Here is a 23,207-nt window from a genome sequence, read left to right on the forward strand (position 1 = left end):
TATGGCTAAGTTTCAATACACCGCTAAAGACATGAATGCGAAAACGATAAAAGGAAAAATAGAAGCAGATGACCAGCAAGCACTGGTCAATCTTTTGCGTGCAAAAGGTCAATATTTGATGAGCTATAAAGATATCAGTGAAAAAGAAAAGAATGATAAGAAATTAAATTTAAAACAGTTGTCTGAGTTTTCAAGACAGATTGGTACAATGTTAAATAGTGGCGTAAGTTTGATACGTGCAATGTCTATTTTGGTTCAAAGAGAACAAAAACCTAAATTAAAAGCAATTTATAAAAATCTTTATGTAAAGCTACAACAAGGTTATACTTTGTCAGTCGCAATGCAAGAGGAAGGAAAAGCATTTCCGGAATTGATGATCAACATGTATCGAAGTGGGGAAAGCAGTGGTCATATGGATCAAGTTGCGATGACCATGGCAAAGCAATATGATAAGGATTTTAAAATTCAAAGTAAAGTGAAAAATGCAATGATCTATCCAATCATTTTGGTTGTTGCGATGTTTGGTGGAGCTATCTTGATTTTCACCTTTATTATGCCTGAATTTGCAGGTGTATTTGGAGATGCACCTTTACCTTTGATTACACAGATCTTGATGAAAATCAGTGAAGTGATGACAGAGTATTGGTATTGGCTTTTTATAGGCGTTTTGATTATTATTGCAGTAATTGCAGGATTGTTAAAGATACCAGAGATACGTTTTCGATTTGATCGATTCAAATTAAAGGCACCTTTGTTTGGTAAACTACTTAGAATTATTTATACAGCACGATTTGCGAGAACGATGTGTTCTTTATATACCAGTGGTATTTCTATCATTAACGGTTTGATGATCGTGCGATCTACGATAGGCAATACGTATATCGAAAGTCAATTTGATGCGGTGATTACCTCAGTTAGAAATGGAGCTACCCTTTCACAAAGCGTGGCCTTGATTCAAGGCTTTGATTCTAAGCTGGCAAGCTCTATTTATATCGGAGAAGAAAGTGGTAAGTTAGATGAAATGTTAACAACATTGGCAGATGATTTCGATTATGAATCAGCCATGGCATCAGAGCGAATGGTAACCATTCTAGAGCCTGTATTGATTATCATTATGGGTATAGCGGTTATGGCGGTTATGGCAGCAGTGTTGTTACCGGTAATAGGTTTATACAATGATCCAAGCTCATTGGGATGATAGGAGGACGTTATGAAAAAGGAGTATGTCATATTTATATCAAATCATAATGTGCAGGTAATTAAGGGGTCCTGTGATCGTAATGATATGATCAAAGTAGATGATTATAAACAATATGAATTAACTGAGGGATGTATGATCAATGGTATCATCACTGATGATCAACCAATCAAAGAAATTCTAGATACCATTAAGGGTAATGGTGTGAATAGCTGTCGTTTGGTCATTGATAGTGGTCAAATTATCGTGAAAAACATGAATATTCCAATATTAAAAGGAAAAGAAATTATAAAAATCGTACAAGATGAATTGGCTTCTGTAGAACAGGGTAATGAAGAAATGATTTATGATTATTCTGTGTTAAGAAAGAATTATGAAGATCAACCAGGAGGTGAAATCTTGTGTTGTTCATTAGAAAAGAAGCTTTTAACAAGTTATATTGATTTATTCTCAAGTGCAGGAATCATATTAACAACCGTAGATATTTCAGTGAATGCATTGATGAAGTTAACACAAGAGCTTCCAGATTTGGAACATCAAACTTATATCGTGTCTATCTTAGATGGAAACAATGTATCTAGTTATCTGTTTGAGGATAATCACTATACGTTCTCAAATCGTTCTAGATTGTTCTCAGAGCGTGGAACGAATGCATTTATCACAGAAATGAGTTCTAATATATCTCAATTGATTCAGTTTAATAAGTCGAAACGAAGTCTTTATACGATTGAAACAGCATATTTCTGTGGATTAGAGGATGAAGAAGAACCTATCATCTTTGATAATATAAGAAGATCTTTAAATATTAACGCAGAAACATTTCCAGATTCTAAGGTCGTATATTTAACAGATAAAACATTAGAATATGATTTTAGATTGCATGATGCAGTATATCCAATAGGAAGTTTAATTAGAAAGTAAGGTGGTTTCCATGGCGCAAAAACTAGCGAATAAAGATATCAATCTATTAGCGGTATATAAAATAAAAAGAGAACCATCAAAGTATGCTTCCTTGATCAAGGCACTTGCTTTCCCTGGTATTGCTGCTGTTGTATTTTTAACGATATTTGGTGTTCAGACATATCGTATTCATAATTTAAAGAGTGATACAGATAAAATTAATAAAGAGGTAGCTGCTTTACAAGAACAAATGGCAAATGATCCTAATGCAGAAAAGCAGGCAAAATATATTGCTGATATGGCTACATTAACACAGTTAAAACAATTAAAAGAAGATTTGGAATCTTATCCGGAACTGAATCAGAATACCTTTGATCAAATTTTATTAGCTTCAGATTTGAATGTGGATGTAACTTCATTCTCTTATGTAAGAGAATCCCAAGTAATTACGTTACAAATTCAAGGTATTTATGCCAATGATACTGAAAACTTTGTCAGAAGATTAAAAACAAGTGGGTTGTTCTCTAAAGTTGATTATAGTGGTTATTCTAAGGTAGAACAAACCATTCCTACTACAACAACCACAAATACAACGCAAAATACAGAAGACAATAAAACAAATGGCACAACAGGTAATGATGATGCATCAACACAGGCTTTGTTAGAGGCATTATTGAATATAAAGACAAACGGTAGTACAAATGAGACCCAACAGCCACAGACAAGAACCATCTATACTTCTACTGTGCTGTGTACATTAAAGTAGGTGAACACGATGAATTCATTGTCAAAAAGAGAGAAAACACTGATTTATATTTTGATCTGTATGGTTGTTTTTATTGGTGGTTTATTGCTATTGGTATTGCCAACTTTTGAGAACTATTCAACTGCTAAGACGGCAAATGATGATGCAAAAGCACAATTACAGATTACCAAAGCAAGTATGCCTGATTATTCCACTTTAGATGAAAATGTAACGAAATTAAAAAAAGAATTAAATGAGGTAAAGAAGTATTTCTATAATGAAATGGATAAAGAAGACCTTGACCAAATCATTACTCAAATTGCGGTAGAGCATAATTTAATACCTGTAAACTTAAGCATGAGTGAGATTACAAGTGAAGAAGTGATGAGTTATGAAAATTATCTAGCTTCTCAAGCAAAAGAAACTACAACAACGGATAACAAAAATCAAAATGAAACTGCAATCACCAAAACAACAAGCAAGGTGTATAGTGTTTCTTTATTGGTAGAAGGAAATGTTTTGGATGTTCAACGTTTGGTCAATGATGCGAACCAAACATATTCCATGAAAATTGCTTCAGTGCAATATTCAGAACAAGAAGAAGATGTAAAACAAATGACCATCACGTTTAAGATTTATATGATTTAAGTTAGGAGGTGCAATGGATATGAAGAAGAATGAGAAAGGGTCTAGTCTTATTTTTGCTGTTGTTGTCATCATGGTGTTATCCATCGTAATTGCGGCAGCTTTGGCAATTTCTTATACTTACTATAACAGATCCATTGCGAATAACAGTAAAAGGCAAGCGTATTTAACTGCGAAAAGTGTGCTTAATAATGTCGTTGATAATATTGTGTCTGAAAAAAATACAAATGGAACCTATAGTTCTTTAATTCCTTCAGATGCAGGTGATATTAGTTACTCGATTTCAGATTTTCCTGCTGAAATGGGAACAGTGAAAAGTATAGAGTTTGCAAAGAGTCTAGAGAAAGATGAAAAAGATCTTGAAATAGAAAAAGTAACAATATCTGTTTCTGCAATATATGGTGATAAAGAAAAAACGATAAATGCAGATTTAAAACGATATGCAGATAAATACTCAAATTGGCAATTGATAAAGTATTATGAGGGAGAAGTATCAACAAAGTTAAATAAAAATGTAGAAAATGCAGAAAAGATGCTTTCTTATGCTAATGAGTTAACAGACTTATTTAATAAAACTGGAAAAAATGATCTATGGAGAAAAGAATTAAAATATGATGATTTCGAAAACGGGACTCTATCAAAAGAATACGAAAAGTGTGAAGAGTACGAAAAAGGTTTTTTTGATAATAAATTAATGTATAATGATGCTTTACTAAGAAAATTTATCTTTTATGCATATTATGAGAAAAATTTTGATGAGTTTATAGTGTCAGAAGTTAAAAGCGATATTAGCAAAGAAGCTAAAGATTTTATAAATAAAAATAAATATATCGTAATTCCTAAATATCCACATTCAGATAATTCTCCAGTTATTATATATGCTGATATTGATTTTGCCTTAGAAGGCGGTTCTTGGAAAACAAGAACGCAATTGATATACAATCCACAAGAAAAAGCTTGGTATTATTTATACAAAGCTATAATGCCTACGTATTTTGATGGAAGTGGTGGGGCAGCTCAAAAAAAATGGGATGATTTTGTAAAAGATGTTTTACACAATAGTGATAAAGCAGAAAGAATAACATAGAAGGGAGAGACGTAGATATGAATAAAAAAGGATATACTTTGATTGAAGTAATCGTCAGTATTATGATTCTATCTATTGCCTCTATTACATTAGCAGGTACGTTTACTAGTGTAATTCATTTTATGAGTAAATCTAATAATGTAAAAAATGCTAGTGATTCAATGTATGAGACTATTGAAAGCAATAAGAATGATATTGCAAATGTAACAATAAAATCTAATAAAAAGATTGATTATAAAATACATGGCACTGAAGATATTTTAGTTCAAGGTGACATGATGGAGTATTCATCTTCTATAACCGATGAAATATCATTAAAAGCAATCCAAAATAAGAATGATAAACTTCCTAGATTGAAGGAAAATGAAACATATTATCAAAAACTAATGAATGATGTTAAGCGACTAATAGAAGAAAAAGACAAATTAGAGGTTTCAAATAAAGCGGTATGCGATAATAGTGGTAATAACGCTTGTGTTTTAGATAAACTAAATATCGGAGAGAATCAAGAATTTTATAATGAATTTCCGCAAAGATTACTTCCAAATGCATTGAAAGGAACGAAATATTATATTAGACTTTATTATCCATGGGAAAAAAAGAATAATGGAACAGTTCCTCATCAAGGGGCTTTGATCTACCTAAGTAAATATAACAAAGCTTTCATGGATCCTGATTCTGATGGTGAAGTTGAAACGATAAACATTGTTTATGTATATGATGTAGGCGATGAGAGTGAGGAAAATGATAAGGATAAAATAGGAAGATGGTATTATAATCCTAGTAGTAATATAAAAATAAAAAGCTCATCAAAAAACAAATTAGTGGATTATGCAAATTTTTCATTAGTTGGTGAAAATGGTAATTATAGCATGTTTTATAATTGGAACACTTTTAGAAGTTCGGTATTAGATGTAAAGTCTAATTGGAAAGAATTAAACATCAATGCAGTATTTGAAGAATATTTAACTGATAGCGAAAGTTTATGGAAATAAAGTGAGGAGGTAGTAGGAATGGCTATAAAGAAAAATGAAGGATTTACCTTAATTGAAATCATAGTTTCTTTAATGATTGCTTCTATTGCAATGGTTATTGCTACATCTCTAATTTTAAATTCAATGGGATATTTTAATAAAACTGCAATAAGTGATAACGATAAACAAATATTAGATGGTGTTAGAGATTATATTCAAACTGAACTTATCTACGCAAGTGAGGTAAGAATTTCAGAATCATATCCTGTTAAAGAAGATGGTACTATAGATGAAGGATGGCACTATTTATTCGTAAAAGATAATGCACTGTATAAAGATAATGATTGTGAAACAGATTTTACAAAAGCTAATAAAGTGTATGGAGATGATTTTTATAATCGACGAAAACTGTTTATTGATGCTCGAGGCTTTGATGAATATAGAGTTGATTTCAATTTATATTTAACTTCACAAAGTGGCCAAGTAAGTGATTATAACAATAAATATGTATATAAGACTTCAACTACAATCGAATTACTGAATATGAAAAATTATATAACGCATAAGGGAGGAACTAGTTTTTTAAAACAAAGTAGTTACTCGAAACTAGAAAATTCATCTACTTATACAGGATATAAAGTGTTTTATAAAAAAGATGATTTGACTATGTCAAGCCCTGTAGGAGATACAATCGCATGTAAAAATGAAAAAAATTCAAAGGGAGAATGGAAAGCAGATACTGAATATAAGCCTGGAGAATTTGTGGAATATCCAAGTAATAGTGAAAAATGGTATGTTGCATTATATAAAACTACGAAGGGTGATCGACCGGATATAAATACCTCTGGGTCATGGAAAAATGCATTACTTGAATGGCATCCTGCTAGTAGTTATCTGAAAGATGATATTGTGACCTATAATGGAAAATATTATCAATGTAGAGAAGATTATAAATATGATTGGACTTTTGGTAGCGGTAAAACGATGCCAGGAGTAGGGAATTTATGGGGAATATTAGCGGATAAAGAGAATTTGCCACAACAAAAATGTATCGTTGTTCCTTCTGGTGATAAAACGGTTGGAGGAGAGAAAGATAGGTGTCCAGGAAAAGAAAAGGAATGGAAAAGTGGAGTAGAATATAATCCAGGAGATTATGTCAAAATGATAGAAAATGGTGAGGTTGTTTGGTATAGATATGTAAAAAATGAATCTCAAACATATGAAATGATGATGGAAACTTCTGAGCCAGGAAATGTGGTTGGTTCTAATATCCCATGGAAAAGAATCGATATGAATTGGAATACACAATCGCTTTATTTCATAGGAGATATTGTATTATTTGATAAAGTATATTATAAAGCTAAAATAAATTATGTCCATGGAGCCTGGAATCCTACAGTGCAGACTGCTTGGGATGAAATAGGAGATAGTTTAGACGAAGAAACAGAGCCAAGATGTATTATTTATAAAGAGGAAGGGTCTTGATGTTATGAAAAATATACCAATAGGAGAAGTGCTAAAGGAGTATGGTTATATTAGTGAAGACCAGCTTCAGGTAGCGTTGGCAGAACAGAAGAAAGATAGAAGTAAGCGATTGGGACAGCATTTGATTGATTTAGGATTTATCAGTGAGAAACAGATGTTGATGGCATTGAGTGATAAGCTGAATGAGCCAATCGTGGATTTAAGTACTACCAACATTGAGGTGGAGGCTGTTTCTAGGATTCCGAAAGCGTTGGCGTTGAAGTATGATTTGATTGCGATAACCGAACAGAATGGGGTATTAACGGTAATTACAAGCGATCCTTTGAATTTCTATGGCATTGAGGATATTCGTCAGGTTACCGGTATGAATTTATCTATTGGTGTTTGTGAGAAGAAGGAAATTCTTAAGGCAATTGATTATTACTATGCGGAAATCAAGGCAAGAGAGGCAGCGAATGTTGCTAATCAAAATGTGACATCTTTTGAATTTAATGAAGAGGAGTTGTTTGATTCTGAGACAGATGATACGCCGATCGTAAAGCTGTTTAATAGCTTGTTGAGTCGTGGTTATAATAGTAATGCATCAGATATCCATATAGAGGCGTATGAAGATAAGACCATGGTTCGTATGAGAATTGATGGTATGATCGTTGATTATGTTCAATTGGCGAAAAATTTACATGCATCTTTGATCGTTCGTATTAAGATCATGTCAAATATGGATATCGCAGAGAAGCGTTTACCACAAGATGGGCATTTTGTGACTACGGTTGATGGCATTAAGATGAATTTGCGTGTTAGTATCATTCCTACCAGTTATGGTGAAAAAGCAGTACTTCGTTTCTTGAATAGTAATACATCAATTCGAAATGATAAGACGTATGGTATGATCAAGGAAAATTATGAGAAGGTTTGTAAGATGTTGGAGATGCCACATGGTATCATCTATTTTACTGGTCCTACGGGAAGTGGTAAGACAACAACATTGTATATGATATTAGAGACGCTTGCGAAACGTCAGGTAAATATCTCTACCATTGAGGATCCTGTGGAGAAAAACATTGAACGATGTAATCAGATGCAGATCAATACTATGGCTGGTTTAACGTTTGAGAAAGGATTAAGGGCATTGTTACGTCAGGATCCGGATGTGATTCTTGTTGGGGAAACACGTGATGGGGAGACTGCTAGTATTTCTGTTCGTGCAGCGATTACGGGGCATCTTGTATTAAGTTCTCTTCATACCAATGATGCGATCTCGACGATCGTTCGTTTGGAGGATATGGGAGTTGAGCCATTTATGGTCGCTAACTCTTTGGTTGGAAGTATTTCTCAGCGATTGGTTAAGACGATTTGTCCTCATTGTAAGGAAGAAATCAATACAACAGAAATGGATCGCATGGTTTTAGGTCAGGATGTTAAGAAAATTTATAAGGGTGCTGGTTGTCATTTGTGTAATCACACTGGTTATAAAGGAAGAACAGCAATTCATGAGGTCATTGTGATCAATAAAGATATCAGAAAAATGATCAGTGCTCGTGCAGAGTTGGATGATATTTATGAATATGTGAAGAAGACACAAAATCTTAAGACCTTAAGAGATCAGGCTGTGGATTATGTGAAACAAGGAATCACAACAATGGATGAATTATACAAGATCACAAGTTATCTTGATTAGGAGAGTCTATGAATACAATGTTAGATGAAATGATTTCATTTGCGAGAATGAATAAGTGTAGTGATTTACATTTACAGGTGGGTGGTGCGCCTATCATTCGTAAGAATGGGAAATTGATGGAGTATCCTGGGAATATCAATGATACACAGACCATGGAAATGATCTTGTCTATGGTGGATGATGAAATGATGGAGCGAATGAAGCAAGGGAAAGATCTTGACTTTACGTATGTCACTGCCGGTAATAATCGACAAAGGGTAAATGTATATCGTCAACAGGGAAAGCTTTGTGCGGCGCTTCGTATCATCAATGATGAGATATTGACCTTAGATCAGTTACAGATGCCTGAGGTGTTTAAAAAGCTTGCGATGGAGCCGAGAGGATTGGTTCTTGTGACTGGTCCTACGGGAAGTGGTAAGTCTACTACATTAGCTGCAGTCATTGATTATGTCAATGAACATAAAGATTGTCATATCTTAACGATAGAAGATCCAATTGAGTATGTATATCAATCTAAGAAGGCAATGATTCATCAGCGTGAAATTGAGGCGGATGTGGATTCTTTTGATACAGCGCTTCGTTCTGCCTTACGTGAAGATCCGGATGTTATTTTAGTAGGGGAGATGCGTGATTATGAAACGATCAGTGCGGTCATTACCTTAGCGGAAACAGGGCATTTGGTGTTTAGTACGTTGCATACCATTGGGGCAGCTAAAACAATTGATCGTATCATTGATGTGTTCCCTCAACATAAGCAAGCACAGATTCGTATGCAGTTGGCGGGTATTTTAAAGGCGGTAGTGACACAACAATTGTTACCGACGATGGATGGTACAGGAAGATGTGCTGCTTTGGAAATCATGACTTGTACCGATGCAGTAAGTGCCATGATTCGTGAGAGCAAGGTGCATCAAATTAATTCTTTGATTCAAACAGGGATGAAAGAAGGTATGCAAACGTTGAATTTCTCTTTGGCACAACTTGTAAGAAGTGGTAAGGTAGATAAGGAAACGGCTAAGAAATATAGTGATGATCCAAATGAGTTGATGCAATATCTCATGTAAAGATAAGAAAAAGACAGGGAATGCCTGTCTTTTTATAAGGAAAGAGCTTGTAGGAATTGTTGTTTCATATGACAAGATAATGGGAAGTTTTGTTTCTCTAGACAGCTTTGTAAGGCTTCTAGGGTAGCTGCGACATCTTCGACATTGGCATTTTCTCCCATATGACCAATACGTATGACCTTATCTTTGAGATAAGAGAAACAACCACTGATCATGATTTGATGATCTTTGATCATGTCATTTAGTAGTGTAGAAGAGGATACGTTGTTTGGTACTTCGATGACGGTTACGGTATTTGCAAAGTCTTGATTGAGATATAAGGTCAAACCTGCTTTGGTAAGGGCAGTTCTTGTGGCTTTGGCAATGCGATGATGACGTTTGACGATGTCTGGTTCCTCGATGATGTTTTGTACTGCTACCGCAAGTCCTTCGATATCGGATATCGGCATCGTATAAGGAAACCATTGTTCCTTTAATACGTTTTTGAAATTCAATAGATTGACATAAAATCCGGCAATCGGTGTTTTGCGTTGTTCCATCTTCTTCCATGCGGCCTCACTGATCGTAACAAGGGTTAATCCCGGTGGCACGCTCAATGCCTTTTGAGAACCTCCACAAAGGATATCGATATGAGCTTGGTCTATATTCACTTCTTCGCCGATCATACCTGCGACACTGTCTACGATACTTAGGATACCATAGCTTGAAAGCATGCGGCAGATGCCGGTAATATCATTACAAACGCCACTTGGTGTATCTACATGTACAAGCGTTGCGTAAGCAAAGTCATGGTCTTTTTCTAAAAAGACATGTAAATCGTTTAGATCGATTCCTTTTTGTTTGTCTCCATGGAAAAAAGTGACTTCTCCTTGATACATTCGAACAAAATCCGCAAAGCCTTCTGCGAAGACTCCGTTTTCAATGACCAAGACACGATCATTTGGTTCATTTAATGAAGCAACAGCGGCTTCTAAACCGAGGATTCCTTCTCCGGATAAGATATGGGTAGTATTGGTTGTATGTAAGAGACTACTGATTTTCTTACAAGTATCTTCATATGTTATGAAAAATGCAGGATCTAAATCAGGGTTGGTACAAATGGTACTTCTTGCTTGACGCACATTTTCTCGTACCTGAGTAGGCCCGGCGCTCATGATTTTTAACATCATTTATTCCTCCTTTTGATTTGTGTATCATGATACACCATTTTTTTGGAAGATGCATCAATTTTTGGTAAAAAGCTGTCAAAAAGGGAGAGACAAAATCGAAAAAGTGCTTGTAAAGGATAGACAAATTGGGTATAATGATTGAGAAAACGTTGATAAGGAGTAGTAATAAAGTTACTTACATGAAAGGGAAAGAAGATCATGGACTGAGAGTCTTCTACATGGAATGCTTTATGAATTCACCTTGGAGTGAGACTAATCATCTCCCGTATCCATGACGGTTATCATGTCAAGTAAGGTGTGTCGCAAGATGAAACAGGATGGTACCGCGTGTGAAAGCGTTCCTGTATATTCTTGGGACTTTTTTTATGAGAGGAAGGAAAGACATGGAAAATTTAACAACGATCAAAGAAGAAGCATTAGCGAAAGTTGCGTCCTGTAAAGATATGAATGAATTGCAGAATCTGCGTGTGTTATATCTTGGTAAAAAAGGACCGATTCAGGAAGTTATGAAGTCAATGAAGGATCTTCCTAAAGAAGAACGCCCTGCATTTGGTCAGCAGGTCAATGAAGTAAAATCACAGGTAGCTGCGGCAATCGAAGAAAGAAAAGCAGTCCTGGAAGTAGAAGAAATGAATCAAAAGATCGAGGCAGAAAAAATCGATATTACATTAGAAGGACAAAAGCCAAGCTTAGGTAATATCCATCCTTTGACTTTGGTTCAACAGGAAATGGAAGATTTGTTTATCGGTCTTGGCTATGAAATCGGAGAAGGACCGGAAGTGGAAATCGATCTATATAACTTTGAACGAGCAAACATTCCAAAGGATCACCCGGCACGTGATATGCAAGATACTTTCTTTATCAATGCAGAAGAATTGATGCGTACTCATACGACCGCAGTTCAGATGAGAGAATTAGAAGCAGGGGCTAAAGAACAAAAGCTTCCGATCAAGGTCATTTGTCCGGGCAAGGTGTATCGTAGAGATGATGATGATGCAACTCACTCACATCAATTTATGCAATGTGAGGGCTTGGTCGTAGATAAGAATATCACATTATCCGATTTGAAAGGTACGTTGTTATTCTTGGCACAGAAGATGTTCGGTGAAAATAGAACCATTCGTTTCCGTCCAAGTTATTTCCAGTTTACGGAGCCTAGCGTAGAGGTAGATGTTAGCTGTCATGTATGTGGTGGTAAGGGATGTCCTGTTTGTAAAGGAACCGGTTGGATCGAAATCCTAGGTGCAGGTATGGTACATCCAAATGTACTTCGTATGGCAGGATATGATCCTGAGGAATTGAGTGGTTTTGCATTTGGTATCGGTATTGAACGTGTTGCAATGTTGAAGTATGGTATTACAGATATTCGTGATTTCTATACAAATGATATTCGTTTCTTGAAAACGTTCAACCGTTTTGAATAGGAGGCAGACATATGATCATAAGTAGAAAATGGTTACAGCAATATATGGATATCAGTGATTTATCCATAGAAGAGCTGGCAGATAAGATTACCAATAGTGGTTCTGAGGTAGAAGGTATTGAAAAAATGAGCCAAGGAAGCAATCTTGTCATCGGACATGTATTGGAATGTGTGGAACATCCAGATAGTGATCATCTTCATATATGTAAGGTTGATCTTGGTGAAACGGTAGAACAAATTGTTTGCGGTGCTCCTAATGTTGCGGCAGGTCAAAAGGTCATTGTTGCTCGTGTCGGCGCAGTTCTACCTGGTGGTGAGATCAAGGCAGGTGTGATCCGTGGACAAGAAAGCAATGGTATGATTTGTTCCTTATTGGAGCTTGGCGTAAGTCCTCATATGTTGAGTGAAGAAAGTAAGAACGGTATCGAGATCTTAGATGAATCAGCTCCTGTAGGAAATGAAGATCCATTAGGATATCTAGGCTTGGATGATGAAATCTTAGATATCGGATTGACACCGAATCGTAATGATTGTATGGCAGCATGGTCTATGGCGTTAGAAGCCGGTGCGGTCTTACATAAAGAAGTAAAGATTCCATATGCAGATGGTGCAAGTGCCAAAGGGGAAGCAACCAAGTTAAAGGTCAGCAGTGAAACCGAAAAATGTCCATTGTTTTTAGGTAAGGTGATTCGAAATGTAACCATCAAAGAATCTCCAAAATGGATGAAGGAGCTATTGATGGCTTCTGGTATCAAATCCATCAATAATGTCGTAGATATCAGTAATATCGTTATGTTGGAAACAGGACAGCCACTTCATTTCTATGATATCGATGCGATTGTTGCACAGGAAATCACAGTGAAGGATCATATTGAAGAAAGCTATACCGCATTAGATGGTGTTGAGTATCAGCTAGATGCAAGTGACATTGTGATCACTACGGAAGGAAAGCCAATTGGTATTGCCGGTATCATGGGCGGAGATGATTCTAAGATCGAAGAAACGACAAAGGGAATTATCATCGAGGCAGCGATCTTCCATCATGTATCCATTCGTAATACGGCACGTCGTTTGAATTTGAATACCGATGCCAGTGTGCGTTATCAAAAAGGAATTGAACCAATGGCTACCTTTAAAGCAATGGATCGTGCTGTGCAATTGTTATGTGAATATGCGGATGCAACCGGATTAGAAGAAACGGTACAATTCGGTTCTAACAATTATACACCTGTGGCATTTCATGTAAACTTAAATCGTATCAATCGTTTATTGGGAACGGATTTCGCTTTAGAAGAGGTCATGCAAGTATTAAGTGATCTTCATTTGACACCGACCATGGAAGGGGAAGATATTCATGTTGTGATTCCAAGCTATCGTACAGATCTTACGATTGAAGAGGATATCGCAGAAGAATTGATTCGTATTCTTGGTTATGATCGTCTTCCTAGAACCTTACCTCAACTTCCGGCAACCTTAGGTAAGTTGAACAAGCGTCAGCAATTAAGAAGAAAATTCAAAAGTTGTCTGGCAGATCTTGGCTATAATGAAGCTGTGAGCTATTCTTTGATCGGTGATAAGGAAAAAGAAGATGCTGTCATGGGGAAAGAACAGCTTTATACGCTTGCTTCTCCAATGAGTGAAGAACGTAAATATGTTAGAAGCTCTATTTTGCCTAGCTTATTGGAATGTATTTCTTATAATCAGGCAAGAAGCATGAAGGATGTTGCTTTGTTTGAAATCAGCAATGTTTATGGTGTGAATGAAGTAGAAGAACGTCTTTGTGTTGCGGCAAGTGGTGCTTTGCATAAGAATCGTTGGCAGAAGTATAGTGTAGATGTAGATTTCTATACGATCAAAGGTTTGTTACAGGCAATGATGGCAAGCATCGGATATGATGAAAAACGTATTTTGTTTAAGGAAAACAAATTAGATGTGAAAAACTTCCATCCATATCGTAGTGCAGAGGTATATCTTGGAAAAGAATTGTTAGGTATCCTTGGTCAAGTTCATCCGGTCTTGGCAAAGAAATATGATATCAATGAAACCATTGCTATGGAAATTAACTTAGAGGTTTTATTGAAGAATAAGCCTTCAAAGGTGAAATATAGCGAGGTTAGTAAGTATCCTTCTGTTACTCGTGATTATGCGTTGGTGGTAAAAGAAGATGTGAAGGTTGCGGATATCTTACAAAGCATTAAGAAAAACGGCAAACTTGATAAAGAAAACATCATCCAGAATGTTGAAGTGTTTGATGTTTATATGGGTGAACATGTAGAAGCAGGTTATAAATCGATTGCTTTAAGTGTTACCTTCCAATCCTTTGCGAAAACACTAAAGGATAGCGAAATCAATGAGATTCATGAAAAAATCATGGCATCTTTGAAAAAAGATGTGGATGCTCAACTTAGAACATAATAAAAAAAGGTGGAAATTCGTCATTGACGAGTTCCACTTTTTTTGATCAACAGCTATTATTTTAAGATGTGCTTCCGTTTTGTAAACGAAACATCAGAATTTGTGGTGGTGCAAACATACGCATATCGATATCTTCAGTACCCAGACCATTAGAAACAAAGAGTTGGGTATGATTGATGGTATAGCTTCCATGATTGTATTGTTTTGCGCCATCCTTGGTTTTTAGGGCACCGAGGAAAGGTAAGTAGATTTGCCCACCAAGAGAATGACCGGCGAACATGACATCGGTATAATTGATGTTAAAATCAGCATTAGCGATGGTATCCGGACAATGGGTCATAACAATATTGTATTCATTCTCATTGATACTTTTAAAGGCTTTATCGGAATCAAGATTTCCGTTGATCATGGAATCTAAGCCAATCAAGGTGATGCTATCTTTGGTATGGTTTCGAATACGGATCGCACTGTTTTCCAGGATCTCAAAATTTGCTTGATATAGTAAATTAGAAACCGTTGTTTTTATTTCTTCATTTACTTGATCTTGATCACCTAATACGGCAAATTTTCCAAGCGGAGCATCGATACTTTTTAAAATTGCGGTAACTTCTTTTACTGCCTCACTATCAGGTTGATGAACACCCGGTTCATCAAACACATCTCCGCCGAATAAGACGATATCACATCCTGCTTCGTTTAGCTCATTGATCATCTTGGTCAGACGATCTTTTTTCATGAATCCATTATATTTGATATCAGATAGATAGGCAATCTTGATGTCATTCATATCTTTCGGTATTTTTGTAGAGGTAAGTGTTGTATAGGATAATTGGACACGATCAACTGAGATATAGATGCTATAAAAGAAGACGCCTGCCAGAAGCAATGCAATCACTACCAATACAGATAAGACTTTCAGTAATTTCTTCACATAGGTACTCCTTTCATTCCATATTATTTTACCATAAACTTTGTGTAATGACCATGTAAAATGAAGAAAAGAAAACCAAAGGCTATACTTCGGTTTTCTCTGTTTTTTCTGTTGGTGTATGACGTGGCTTTCGCATGTTGGCTCTTGCCTGACGTGCTTGTGCCATTGCCTGCATTGCAGATTTTGAATTGATGATAACAGGTATGACGATCGGATTACGATGTGTCTTATTGTAAAGGAATGGTTCTAGAGAGCTTCGTACGGTATTCTTTAAGTCAGAGAAGGTGGTACGTTGCTTCATTTTTTCTTTTAATGCTTCGTATACGATCATTTCCGCTTCTTTTAATAAACCTTGAGAATCTTTGATGAAGACAAATCCACGTGATACGATGACCGGTTTACATAAAACCTTGTTATCTTTGGAATCAATGGCAATGATGGCAGCCACCAATCCATTATCCGCAAGAATCTTACGATCTTTTAATACAGCAGTAGATACTCCACTGATATCATTACCATCTACATAGATATCATCTGCAGGAATACGGAAACTACTTTCATATACGTGATGATTTCTTAGGATCAAAACATCTCCATTGGCACAGGTAAAGATATTCTCTTTTGGTATCCCTGTTTCCATTCCGGTTTCCATATGTTGTTTCAACATTTTATATTCTCCATGCACAGGCATGAAATAAGTAGGCTTGATCAGCTGTAACATCAGCTTTTGTTCCTCTTGAGAGGCATGACCTGTTGTATGAAGATTGGTCAATACAGATTTCGTTAATACATTGGCTCCTGCACGGAACAAACGATTAACGACCTGGTTTACACTTGCGCCATTACCAGGAATTGGAGAACTTGAGAACACGACCGTATCTCCGGGAATCAATTTGATATAACGATGCGTTCCATTCGCAATACGACTTAACGCAGCCAAAGGCTCTCCCTGGCTTCCTGTACAAACGATACAAGTTTTATTCGCAGGGGTATGAGAAAGTTGGTCAACGGTTAAGAAATGTTGTTCACCGATCTTGATCTTTCCCATCTTTCTACCGATGGTTACGACATTTTCCATACTTCTACCAAAGATGATGACCTTACGACCACAAGCAACAGCTGCCTCCAGTATTTGCGATACACGATAAACATTGGAAGCGAAGGTTGCGACGATCAAACGACCATTTGTTTTCTTCATGATATCTAAGATTTCTGTGGCAACCTTTTTTTCGGAAATAGAGAAATCTTCCACACCTGAATTGGTAGAATCACTCAATAACAGATCTACACCGATTTGACCCATATAAGCCATGACCTGATAATCCGCATTGTTACCGATCGGTGTCAAATCGAATTTAAAGTCTCCGGTAGTAACGATCCTTCCATTTGGTGTATTGATCAAAATACCTAAAGAATCGGGAATGGAATGCGTGGTATTAAAGAATCCACATGTAAAGTGATTCATCTTTAAGCTACTGCGATCGTTGATTTCTATAATTTTGACGCTACGAAGCATTTTACGCTCCTCTAGCTTTTTATTAATTAACGCAACTGCAAAGGCAGGTGCATAGATTGCTTCAATATCCACACTTTTCAAAAGGAAGGGAATACCGCCAATATGGTCTTCATGACCATGGGTAATGACAAGTACCTTTCTTTTTCGATTGTTTTTTACCAGATATCCATAATCCGGTATTACATAGTCAACTCCCAGAAGATTGTCCTCAGGAAAACGAACACCCGCATCAACGATCAAAATCTCGTTTTCGTGTTCAAAGCAGTACATATTCTTTCCGACTTCGCCTAATCCTCCCAATGCATAAATCAGGGTATCATTACGCTCCGTACTGATTTTATTATAACTGTTTTTCGTTAAATCCTGATGGGTTCTAGGTGCGCCGTTTTTATTGTTATGATAGTTATTCATAGTAACTCCTTTCTTATTAAGATAAGCTAAATGGCACCATATCTTTCATTATTATAGCATAAATTATACAAAAATAAACGTGAAACTTTTTAAAAACCAGAAAAAATGCTCTAGTCAGAGCATTATTCAATGATGATGGCATCTTGAATTGCTTGCCAAGGATCATTTTTGTTGATACGATCGTAAAATAAAGTTCCTGAAAAATGATCGATTTCATGTTGAAGTACAATTGCTAAATAGTTTTTTGCCTTGATGGTAATTTCTTTATCTTGAAGTAGGTCATAGCCCTTAACTGTGATCCTTGCACTTCTTGGTACGATTCCTTCATGTTCATCCTCTACGGATAAACAGCCTTCGCCGTTTTTTAAATAAGCTTTTTGCACAGATTCGGAAACGATACGAGGATTGGCAAGTGCATATTCAAAAACCTCATCTTCTTCTCCGGGCACAACAACAGCTAACATTCTTTTAGCTACGCCTACTTGAATGGCTGCGATACCGACAGCAGGACGTAAGTCCTCACGTTCAGCGATTTCTGCATCCTGACTATCTTTGACATACGTATAAAGATCCGTTAAAAGTTGGCGATCTTCCTTAGTTAAAGGAAGTGCCACTTTTTCACTTTTTTGACGAACACTTTCTTCTGTGTCCTTTACAATATTATCATAGTGTATATACATTAGACTGACTCCTTTTCTTTCAACGTTATTATTTTAAACGCTTTTCCTTCATAATGGAAGTCTTTTGCTAAATTATTGTGAAAATTCATGTAGAATATGATATCATTATAAGGTATATGCAAAAGAAAGGAGTCATGCTACATGAGGATAAAAAATGTCGTCGTTTCTTATAAGATGCCGAAGAAATTTGATTTTGTTTTACATCTGGCGGTTTTGATATTAGTGACCTTTGGCTTTTTGATGATCATATCCACCAGTGTAGGAAATGCGGGAGATGATTCTTTGGCACCTGTGAAAGCAGGAGTGAAACAGGGGATATTCTGTGTCATATCCTATGTGATGTTACTCTTTTTTGCGAATAACTTTACCATGGTCAGAGCCAAAAAGCTCCTTCCGGTGCTTGGAATGGTGATGATGGGGATGTTGCTTTCTACTCAGTTTTTTACCGGTGCCTATGGAAGTAAAGCATGGCTTCAATTCCATATCGCAGGACAAGCAATCAGTATACAACCTGCGGAGTTTGCGAAGCTTTTTATGATCATTGTCATGGGAGTCTATATAGAAATTGCAGGAAGAAATAACTGGGATTTCTTTACGATAATGAAAGGACCGTTATTTTATTTTTTCATATGTTTTGTTCCTATCATGCTACAAAGAGATATGGGAACGTTGTTGGTGTTCCTTGTACTACCATGTATTTGTTTCCTTGTGCCCAGTCATAAAAATCTAAGAAAGGCACAAAAGTATATGAAAGTATTGATCGTGGTTGGCGTTATTGCGGCTTTTGCGCTGATGAGTGATTTTGGAGTAAAGATCTTTAAAGAAATCGAACCGTTATCGCATATAGCGACACGTATAGAAAATGCATCCGATCCTTTTCTTGATCCTTATGGGACAGGTTATCAGCCTATCAATGGCCTTTATGGGATTGCCAGTGGTGGTATTCTTGGTAAAGGATTGGGACAATCCACTCAAAAATATGGCTATTTGACCCAATCGGATAGTGACTATATTTTGGCAATCGTGATCGAGGAGCTTGGATTGATCGGATTTGGGATCATTTTGCTGTGTTATTGTTTGATCATTCAAAGACTGTTTTATTATGCATTGCATACAAAGAGTGAAGGCTATAAGATCATTTTAATAGGTTCTGCCTTTTATATATTTATACATTTTGTTTTGAATGTCGGTGGAGTCAGTGGATTGATACCTTTAACCGGAGTTCCTTTGTTGTTTATATCCAGTGGTGGTTCTTCCTTGATTTCTGTGATGTCTGCAATCGGTGTATCTCAAGCAATCATTTCCAGAATCAGAAGACAAGGAACGATTAGAAACGTAAAAAAAGAACCCCAAGGGGTTAGGGGTTCTTTAAGAAAGGGAAGAGGAGAAACAAAGATTGGGGGGTAGCAACCGTTTTATCGGTTGCACTATTAATCTTCCCAGCTTGGCAAGGTTTATACACAAGGAGTTGAAAAAAATGAGAATTGTTGCTGGAGAATTTCGTTCTCGTGTCATTCGTGCAGTAGATGGTACTGGCACAAGACCAACCACAGATAAAGTGAAAGAGGCGATCTTTTCAAGAATCGGACCTTATTTCGATGGCGGTGTCATGCTGGACTTGTTTGGTGGAAGTGGAAATATGAGCTTAGAAGCCATTAGTCGAGGGATGGAAAAAAGTATCATCAATGATAAAGACGGAAAGGCAATACGTACCATCAAAGAAAATGTAAAAAGCCTAGGTGTAGAAAAACGATGTGTGATCATGAAAATGGACTACCATCGTGTTCTTGAAGAAATGAAATCACAAAAGCAAAGTTTTGATCTTGTGTTTTTAGATCCTCCGTATAAGAAACAGCAGATCCATGAAATTTTAACCTTGCTTGATGAGTATGATCTTGTGAATGAGCAGGGGGATGTCGTATGTGAAAGTCAGAAAGAGGATGTGTTTGAAGATCAGATCGGTTGTTTTGAGAAACGAAAGGATGTCACTTATGGCATTACTCGCATCACATATTATAAGAAAAGAGGTACACTATGAGAAGAGCAATCTTTCCCGGAAGTTTTGACCCTTTGACGTTGGGGCATTTGGATATCATAGAGAGAGCCGCAAAGCTGTTTGATGAATTGATCGTTGTCATTTTGGAAAACAGTGAGAAAAAAACGATCTTTACGTTAGAAGAACGATTGACAATGTTAAGAACGAATACCGCAAAATTTGAACATGTATCGGTTGATGCGGATCATGTATTAACGGTTGCCTATGCTCAACAACATCATGCCAATGCCATTATACGAGGAGTAAGAAGTGTTAAGGATTATGAGTATGAGTTAGATATTGCCAGTGCCAATCAATATCTAAATCCGCAAATAGAAACGGTTCTTTTATTTTCTTCGCCTAAATACTCCTATGTATCCAGTAGTATCATTCGTGAAATGATGAAATATGGTGCAGATATCAAGGAATTGGTAAGTGAAGATGTTTGTCTTGCATTGGAAGAAAAATACAGAAAATCGTAAGGAATGTACTATGGTAATGCTTTTTTTGCCATGATATAATAAAACGGATAAAATGAGGAGGAAGATGCAAGATGTCTAGACTGCATTTTAAACCACCGACCCAAGATGCAATGAAGAATAAAATGATTTCAGCCCTTTGTTTGGGATTGATTATCATGAGCTTATATGGTACCTGTTATTTGCTGTTTTTTCGTACGACAGGAATTGATGTGACGAAGGATGTAGATATCATCTATCGTGGAGAAAATGGCTCTGGTAGTGTTATGGTGAGAAATAAAAATTTAAATTATAATCAAAGAATTCAAGAATTCATGGATACAGTTACCTATAAGGTAACACCCAATCGTAATTTAAAGAACGGTGATACGATTACGATTCAAGCCGATTATGATGAAAAGCTGGCATCACGATATCATATTGATGCGACTCATGTATCAAAAGAGGTGGTCGTATCCAATTTGCCGATTCGTTATGAAAATGCAAAAGATATCCCACAAACGATGTTAGATACCATCAATGAAAGCTCTGAAAAATATCTAAAGAAAAATATGACAGCGATCTTAGAAGATGATTTCACAAGCTTTTATATCAGTAGTCATCCTGAACTGGTTTCTTATCAAAGGATATATCGTATATTTCTGAACTCTGAGGAAAAAGATGTTCGAGATAAGATACTTGATATCTATGCGATAAGCGCAAAAGGGGAAGTCAATGTCAGTAAGAAAGAAGAAAGGTTAGAAACAAAGGAAGAAACGATTTATTATATGATCACATATAATGAAATCAATACAAGTGAGCAGATTCCGGATGAAGATGTGTATGGAGAGAAAATCATTACCAATCGAAAGCAGGATCTATCAAAAGAAAGCGAATTCCGTGATTATATGAAATCCAAATACGGTGCTCATTATAAGATTGAAACATTACAGAAATAGAGAAGACTGTGTACGGTCTTCTTTTTTAGGTCAAATAAGAAAACGTCTACCATAGGATAGACGCTAGAAAATCGATCATGATTGTTTGATCAAAGATAAGACCTCATCTAGATCTTGTGGTTGACTCTCTTTAAATTCGATCACACAGGCATCCTGTTCGCTATAGCGAGGGATAAGGTGAATGTGGAAGTGAGGTACGCTTTGTCCCGCAACCTCGTTGACATTGCTTAAAATATTCATTCCTGCTGCGCCTGTAGCTTTCATAATTTGTTTAGATAGCTTTTGCGCTACCATCATGAGATGTTGTAACACCTCACCATCACATTCCATAAAATTCGCATAATGCTGTTTTGGAATGACAAGTGTATGACCTTTGGTGACTTGAGAAATATCAAGAAATGCCAATACCAGATCATCCTCATATACTTTACTGCTTGGAATTTCATTGTTTACAATAGAACAAAATATACACATCCTAAGACCTTCTTTCTTTTCTTTTTTCATTATACCAAATGAGCTACAAAAGAAAAAGAGCAAGATTTGCTCTTTTATTGTACGATATAATCTTTCATGCTGTTGTATGCATCAATATCATAAATGGTCATATCATATTTCTTAAAATAATATTTTGTAGCTTCTGTAGCGATTGCATTGGTTTCCGCAATCGCTTTAATCGCCTCATCCTCATATTTAGAAGTATCAATACTTGTAAGTTTTACAATATAGTAAGAAACTGAAGATGAACCATCTGTGGAACTGGTCGTTGTCACGCTGATCACTTTATCGATCAAGCCATCTTTTTCAGCAGCTGTCATGGATGAGAATACTTCTGTAGGTAAGCCACTTTGGCTAGTATAAACCTTTTCGCTTCCATCATAACTAGTCGTTGTGCCGAATTCTTTCACGACTTCCTTGAAATCTTTACCATCTTTCAATGCACTCAATGCATTCTTCGCTTTTGTTTCATCACTTGCTTGGAATATCTGAGCTTTTAAAGGATGATAGCTATCAAACAATTTATCTTTGTTTTCTGTTACATATTTCTTCTGTAATTCCGTTTGATAAATGCTAGGCATGATCAAGGCATCCATTACCGCCTGATCATTTTCATATCCATATTGTTTGATCTGAGCTTCATAGTTTTCGCCAAATTGTTCTTTGATGGTTTTAAGTTTACTATCTGCAAGCTTTTGCATTTCATCCGTAACCTCAATACCTTCTTTTTTGTATACTTCATTTTTTACTAGAGTTAACGTTGCATTACCGATATTGCTTTTTAAAGCATCATAGATGTCACCTTTGGTTACTTTTTCACTTCCAACAGTGACAAGAGCTTCACTTCCATCGGAAATATTGGCTGTTGCATCGCTGCAAGCACTTAGTGTAAAGGCAAGAGCAATGCTACTTACTAAAATCATTTGTTTTTTCATTGTC

21 protein-coding genes are annotated in these 23,207 nt (G+C 36.2%); 15 read left to right on the plus strand and 6 right to left on the minus strand.

Annotated features, from left to right (window positions below; genetic code table 11):
- Nucleotide 1: 1 nt before the first annotated feature.
- The 9 genes from UGRO018_RS07280 to UGRO018_RS07320 are packed head-to-tail and all read left to right on the plus strand — an operon-like array spanning nucleotide 2 to nucleotide 9,776.
- Nucleotides 2-1,198: a type II secretion system F family protein gene (locus tag UGRO018_RS07280; RefSeq protein WP_416325813.1), complete on the plus strand. Its 1,197-nt coding sequence runs from the start codon at nucleotides 2-4 to the stop codon at nucleotides 1,196-1,198.
- A gap of 12 nt (nucleotides 1,199-1,210) precedes the next feature.
- Nucleotides 1,211-2,119, plus strand: a complete 909-nt coding sequence (pilM, locus tag UGRO018_RS07285; protein WP_416325814.1) for a pilus assembly protein PilM — start codon at nucleotides 1,211-1,213, stop codon at nucleotides 2,117-2,119.
- Nucleotides 2,120-2,129: 10 nt separating this feature from the next.
- Complete coding sequence (locus UGRO018_RS07290; RefSeq protein ID WP_416325815.1) at nucleotides 2,130-2,864, plus strand: hypothetical protein; 735 nt, start codon at nucleotides 2,130-2,132, stop codon at nucleotides 2,862-2,864.
- Nucleotides 2,865-2,873: 9 nt separating this feature from the next.
- Nucleotides 2,874-3,491 carry a hypothetical protein gene (locus UGRO018_RS07295; protein ID WP_416325816.1) on the plus strand — a complete coding sequence of 206 codons (618 nt, stop codon included), beginning with the start codon at nucleotides 2,874-2,876 and terminating at the stop codon, nucleotides 3,489-3,491.
- A gap of 19 nt (nucleotides 3,492-3,510) precedes the next feature.
- Nucleotides 3,511-4,575: a type IV pilus modification PilV family protein gene (locus tag UGRO018_RS07300; protein WP_416325817.1), complete on the plus strand. Its 1,065-nt coding sequence runs from the start codon at nucleotides 3,511-3,513 to the stop codon at nucleotides 4,573-4,575.
- Nucleotides 4,576-4,592: 17 nt separating this feature from the next.
- On the plus strand, nucleotides 4,593-5,570 hold the full coding sequence (locus tag UGRO018_RS07305; protein WP_416325818.1) for a type IV pilus modification PilV family protein: 978 nt from the start codon (nucleotides 4,593-4,595) through the stop codon (nucleotides 5,568-5,570).
- A gap of 18 nt (nucleotides 5,571-5,588) precedes the next feature.
- A complete protein-coding gene (locus UGRO018_RS07310) occupies nucleotides 5,589-7,034 on the plus strand; it encodes a prepilin-type N-terminal cleavage/methylation domain-containing protein (RefSeq protein WP_416325819.1) in 1,446 nt (481 codons plus the stop codon).
- Nucleotides 7,035-7,038: 4 nt separating this feature from the next.
- Entirely contained in the window at nucleotides 7,039-8,712 is a 1,674-nt protein-coding gene (locus tag UGRO018_RS07315) for a GspE/PulE family protein (RefSeq protein WP_416325820.1), read from the plus strand.
- Between the two features lie 8 nt (nucleotides 8,713-8,720).
- Nucleotides 8,721-9,776: a type IV pilus twitching motility protein PilT gene (locus UGRO018_RS07320; protein ID WP_416325821.1), complete on the plus strand. Its 1,056-nt coding sequence runs from the start codon at nucleotides 8,721-8,723 to the stop codon at nucleotides 9,774-9,776.
- Between the two features lie 32 nt (nucleotides 9,777-9,808).
- Here UGRO018_RS07320 and UGRO018_RS07325 read toward each other — a convergent pair whose 3' ends face one another.
- Nucleotides 9,809-10,942: a pyridoxal-phosphate-dependent aminotransferase family protein gene (locus UGRO018_RS07325; RefSeq protein ID WP_416325822.1), complete on the minus strand. Its 1,134-nt coding sequence runs from the start codon at nucleotides 10,940-10,942 to the stop codon at nucleotides 9,809-9,811.
- 386 nt (nucleotides 10,943-11,328) lie between these two features.
- On the opposite strand from UGRO018_RS07325, the gene pheS reads away from it, so the two are divergent.
- Nucleotides 11,329-12,369 carry a phenylalanine--tRNA ligase subunit alpha gene (gene pheS, locus UGRO018_RS07330; RefSeq protein ID WP_416325823.1) on the plus strand — a complete coding sequence of 347 codons (1,041 nt, stop codon included), beginning with the start codon at nucleotides 11,329-11,331 and terminating at the stop codon, nucleotides 12,367-12,369.
- An 11-nt stretch (nucleotides 12,370-12,380) separates the two neighbouring features.
- Entirely contained in the window at nucleotides 12,381-14,783 is a 2,403-nt protein-coding gene (pheT, locus tag UGRO018_RS07335) for a phenylalanine--tRNA ligase subunit beta (protein WP_416325824.1), read from the plus strand.
- A gap of 61 nt (nucleotides 14,784-14,844) precedes the next feature.
- Here pheT and UGRO018_RS07340 read toward each other — a convergent pair whose 3' ends face one another.
- From UGRO018_RS07340 to def, 3 genes are all read right to left on the minus strand, one after another.
- Nucleotides 14,845-15,714 (minus strand): metallophosphoesterase, encoded by an 870-nt coding sequence (locus UGRO018_RS07340; RefSeq protein ID WP_416325825.1) that lies wholly within the window; start codon nucleotides 15,712-15,714, stop codon nucleotides 14,845-14,847.
- An 82-nt stretch (nucleotides 15,715-15,796) separates the two neighbouring features.
- Entirely contained in the window at nucleotides 15,797-17,641 is a 1,845-nt protein-coding gene (gene rnjA / locus UGRO018_RS07345) for a ribonuclease J1 (RefSeq protein WP_416325826.1), read from the minus strand.
- A 122-nt stretch (nucleotides 17,642-17,763) separates the two neighbouring features.
- Nucleotides 17,764-18,321 (minus strand): peptide deformylase, encoded by a 558-nt coding sequence (def, locus tag UGRO018_RS07350; protein WP_416325827.1) that lies wholly within the window; start codon nucleotides 18,319-18,321, stop codon nucleotides 17,764-17,766.
- 141 nt (nucleotides 18,322-18,462) lie between these two features.
- On the opposite strand from def, the gene UGRO018_RS07355 reads away from it, so the two are divergent.
- From UGRO018_RS07355 to UGRO018_RS07370, 4 genes are all read left to right on the plus strand, one after another.
- Nucleotides 18,463-19,728 (plus strand): FtsW/RodA/SpoVE family cell cycle protein, encoded by a 1,266-nt coding sequence (locus UGRO018_RS07355; RefSeq protein ID WP_416325828.1) that lies wholly within the window; start codon nucleotides 18,463-18,465, stop codon nucleotides 19,726-19,728.
- Nucleotides 19,729-19,765: 37 nt separating this feature from the next.
- On the plus strand, nucleotides 19,766-20,359 hold the full coding sequence (rsmD, locus tag UGRO018_RS07360) for a 16S rRNA (guanine(966)-N(2))-methyltransferase RsmD (RefSeq protein ID WP_416325858.1): 594 nt from the start codon (nucleotides 19,766-19,768) through the stop codon (nucleotides 20,357-20,359).
- A complete protein-coding gene (gene coaD, locus UGRO018_RS07365) occupies nucleotides 20,356-20,838 on the plus strand; it encodes a pantetheine-phosphate adenylyltransferase (RefSeq protein ID WP_416325829.1) in 483 nt (160 codons plus the stop codon). The genes rsmD and coaD overlap by 4 nt, the downstream gene beginning before the upstream one ends.
- Before the next feature lie 71 nt (nucleotides 20,839-20,909).
- Entirely contained in the window at nucleotides 20,910-21,773 is an 864-nt protein-coding gene (locus UGRO018_RS07370) for a hypothetical protein (protein WP_416325830.1), read from the plus strand.
- A gap of 75 nt (nucleotides 21,774-21,848) precedes the next feature.
- On the opposite strand, the gene UGRO018_RS07375 is transcribed toward UGRO018_RS07370, so the two are convergent.
- Together UGRO018_RS07375 and UGRO018_RS07380 are read right to left on the minus strand one after the other, a co-directional pair.
- Nucleotides 21,849-22,277, minus strand: coding sequence for an HIT family protein (locus tag UGRO018_RS07375; RefSeq protein WP_416325831.1), 429 nt, complete (start codon nucleotides 22,275-22,277; stop codon nucleotides 21,849-21,851).
- Between the two features lie 44 nt (nucleotides 22,278-22,321).
- Nucleotides 22,322-23,203, minus strand: coding sequence for a peptidylprolyl isomerase PrsA (locus tag UGRO018_RS07380; RefSeq protein ID WP_416325832.1), 882 nt, complete (start codon nucleotides 23,201-23,203; stop codon nucleotides 22,322-22,324).
- Between the last annotated feature and the right edge of the window lie 4 nt (nucleotides 23,204-23,207).

This window comes from Hoskinsella mucinilytica, from assembly GCF_045223415.1.
GTDB classification, from domain to species: Bacteria; Bacillota_I; Bacilli_A; order Erysipelotrichales; family Erysipelotrichaceae; genus Hoskinsella; species Hoskinsella mucinilytica.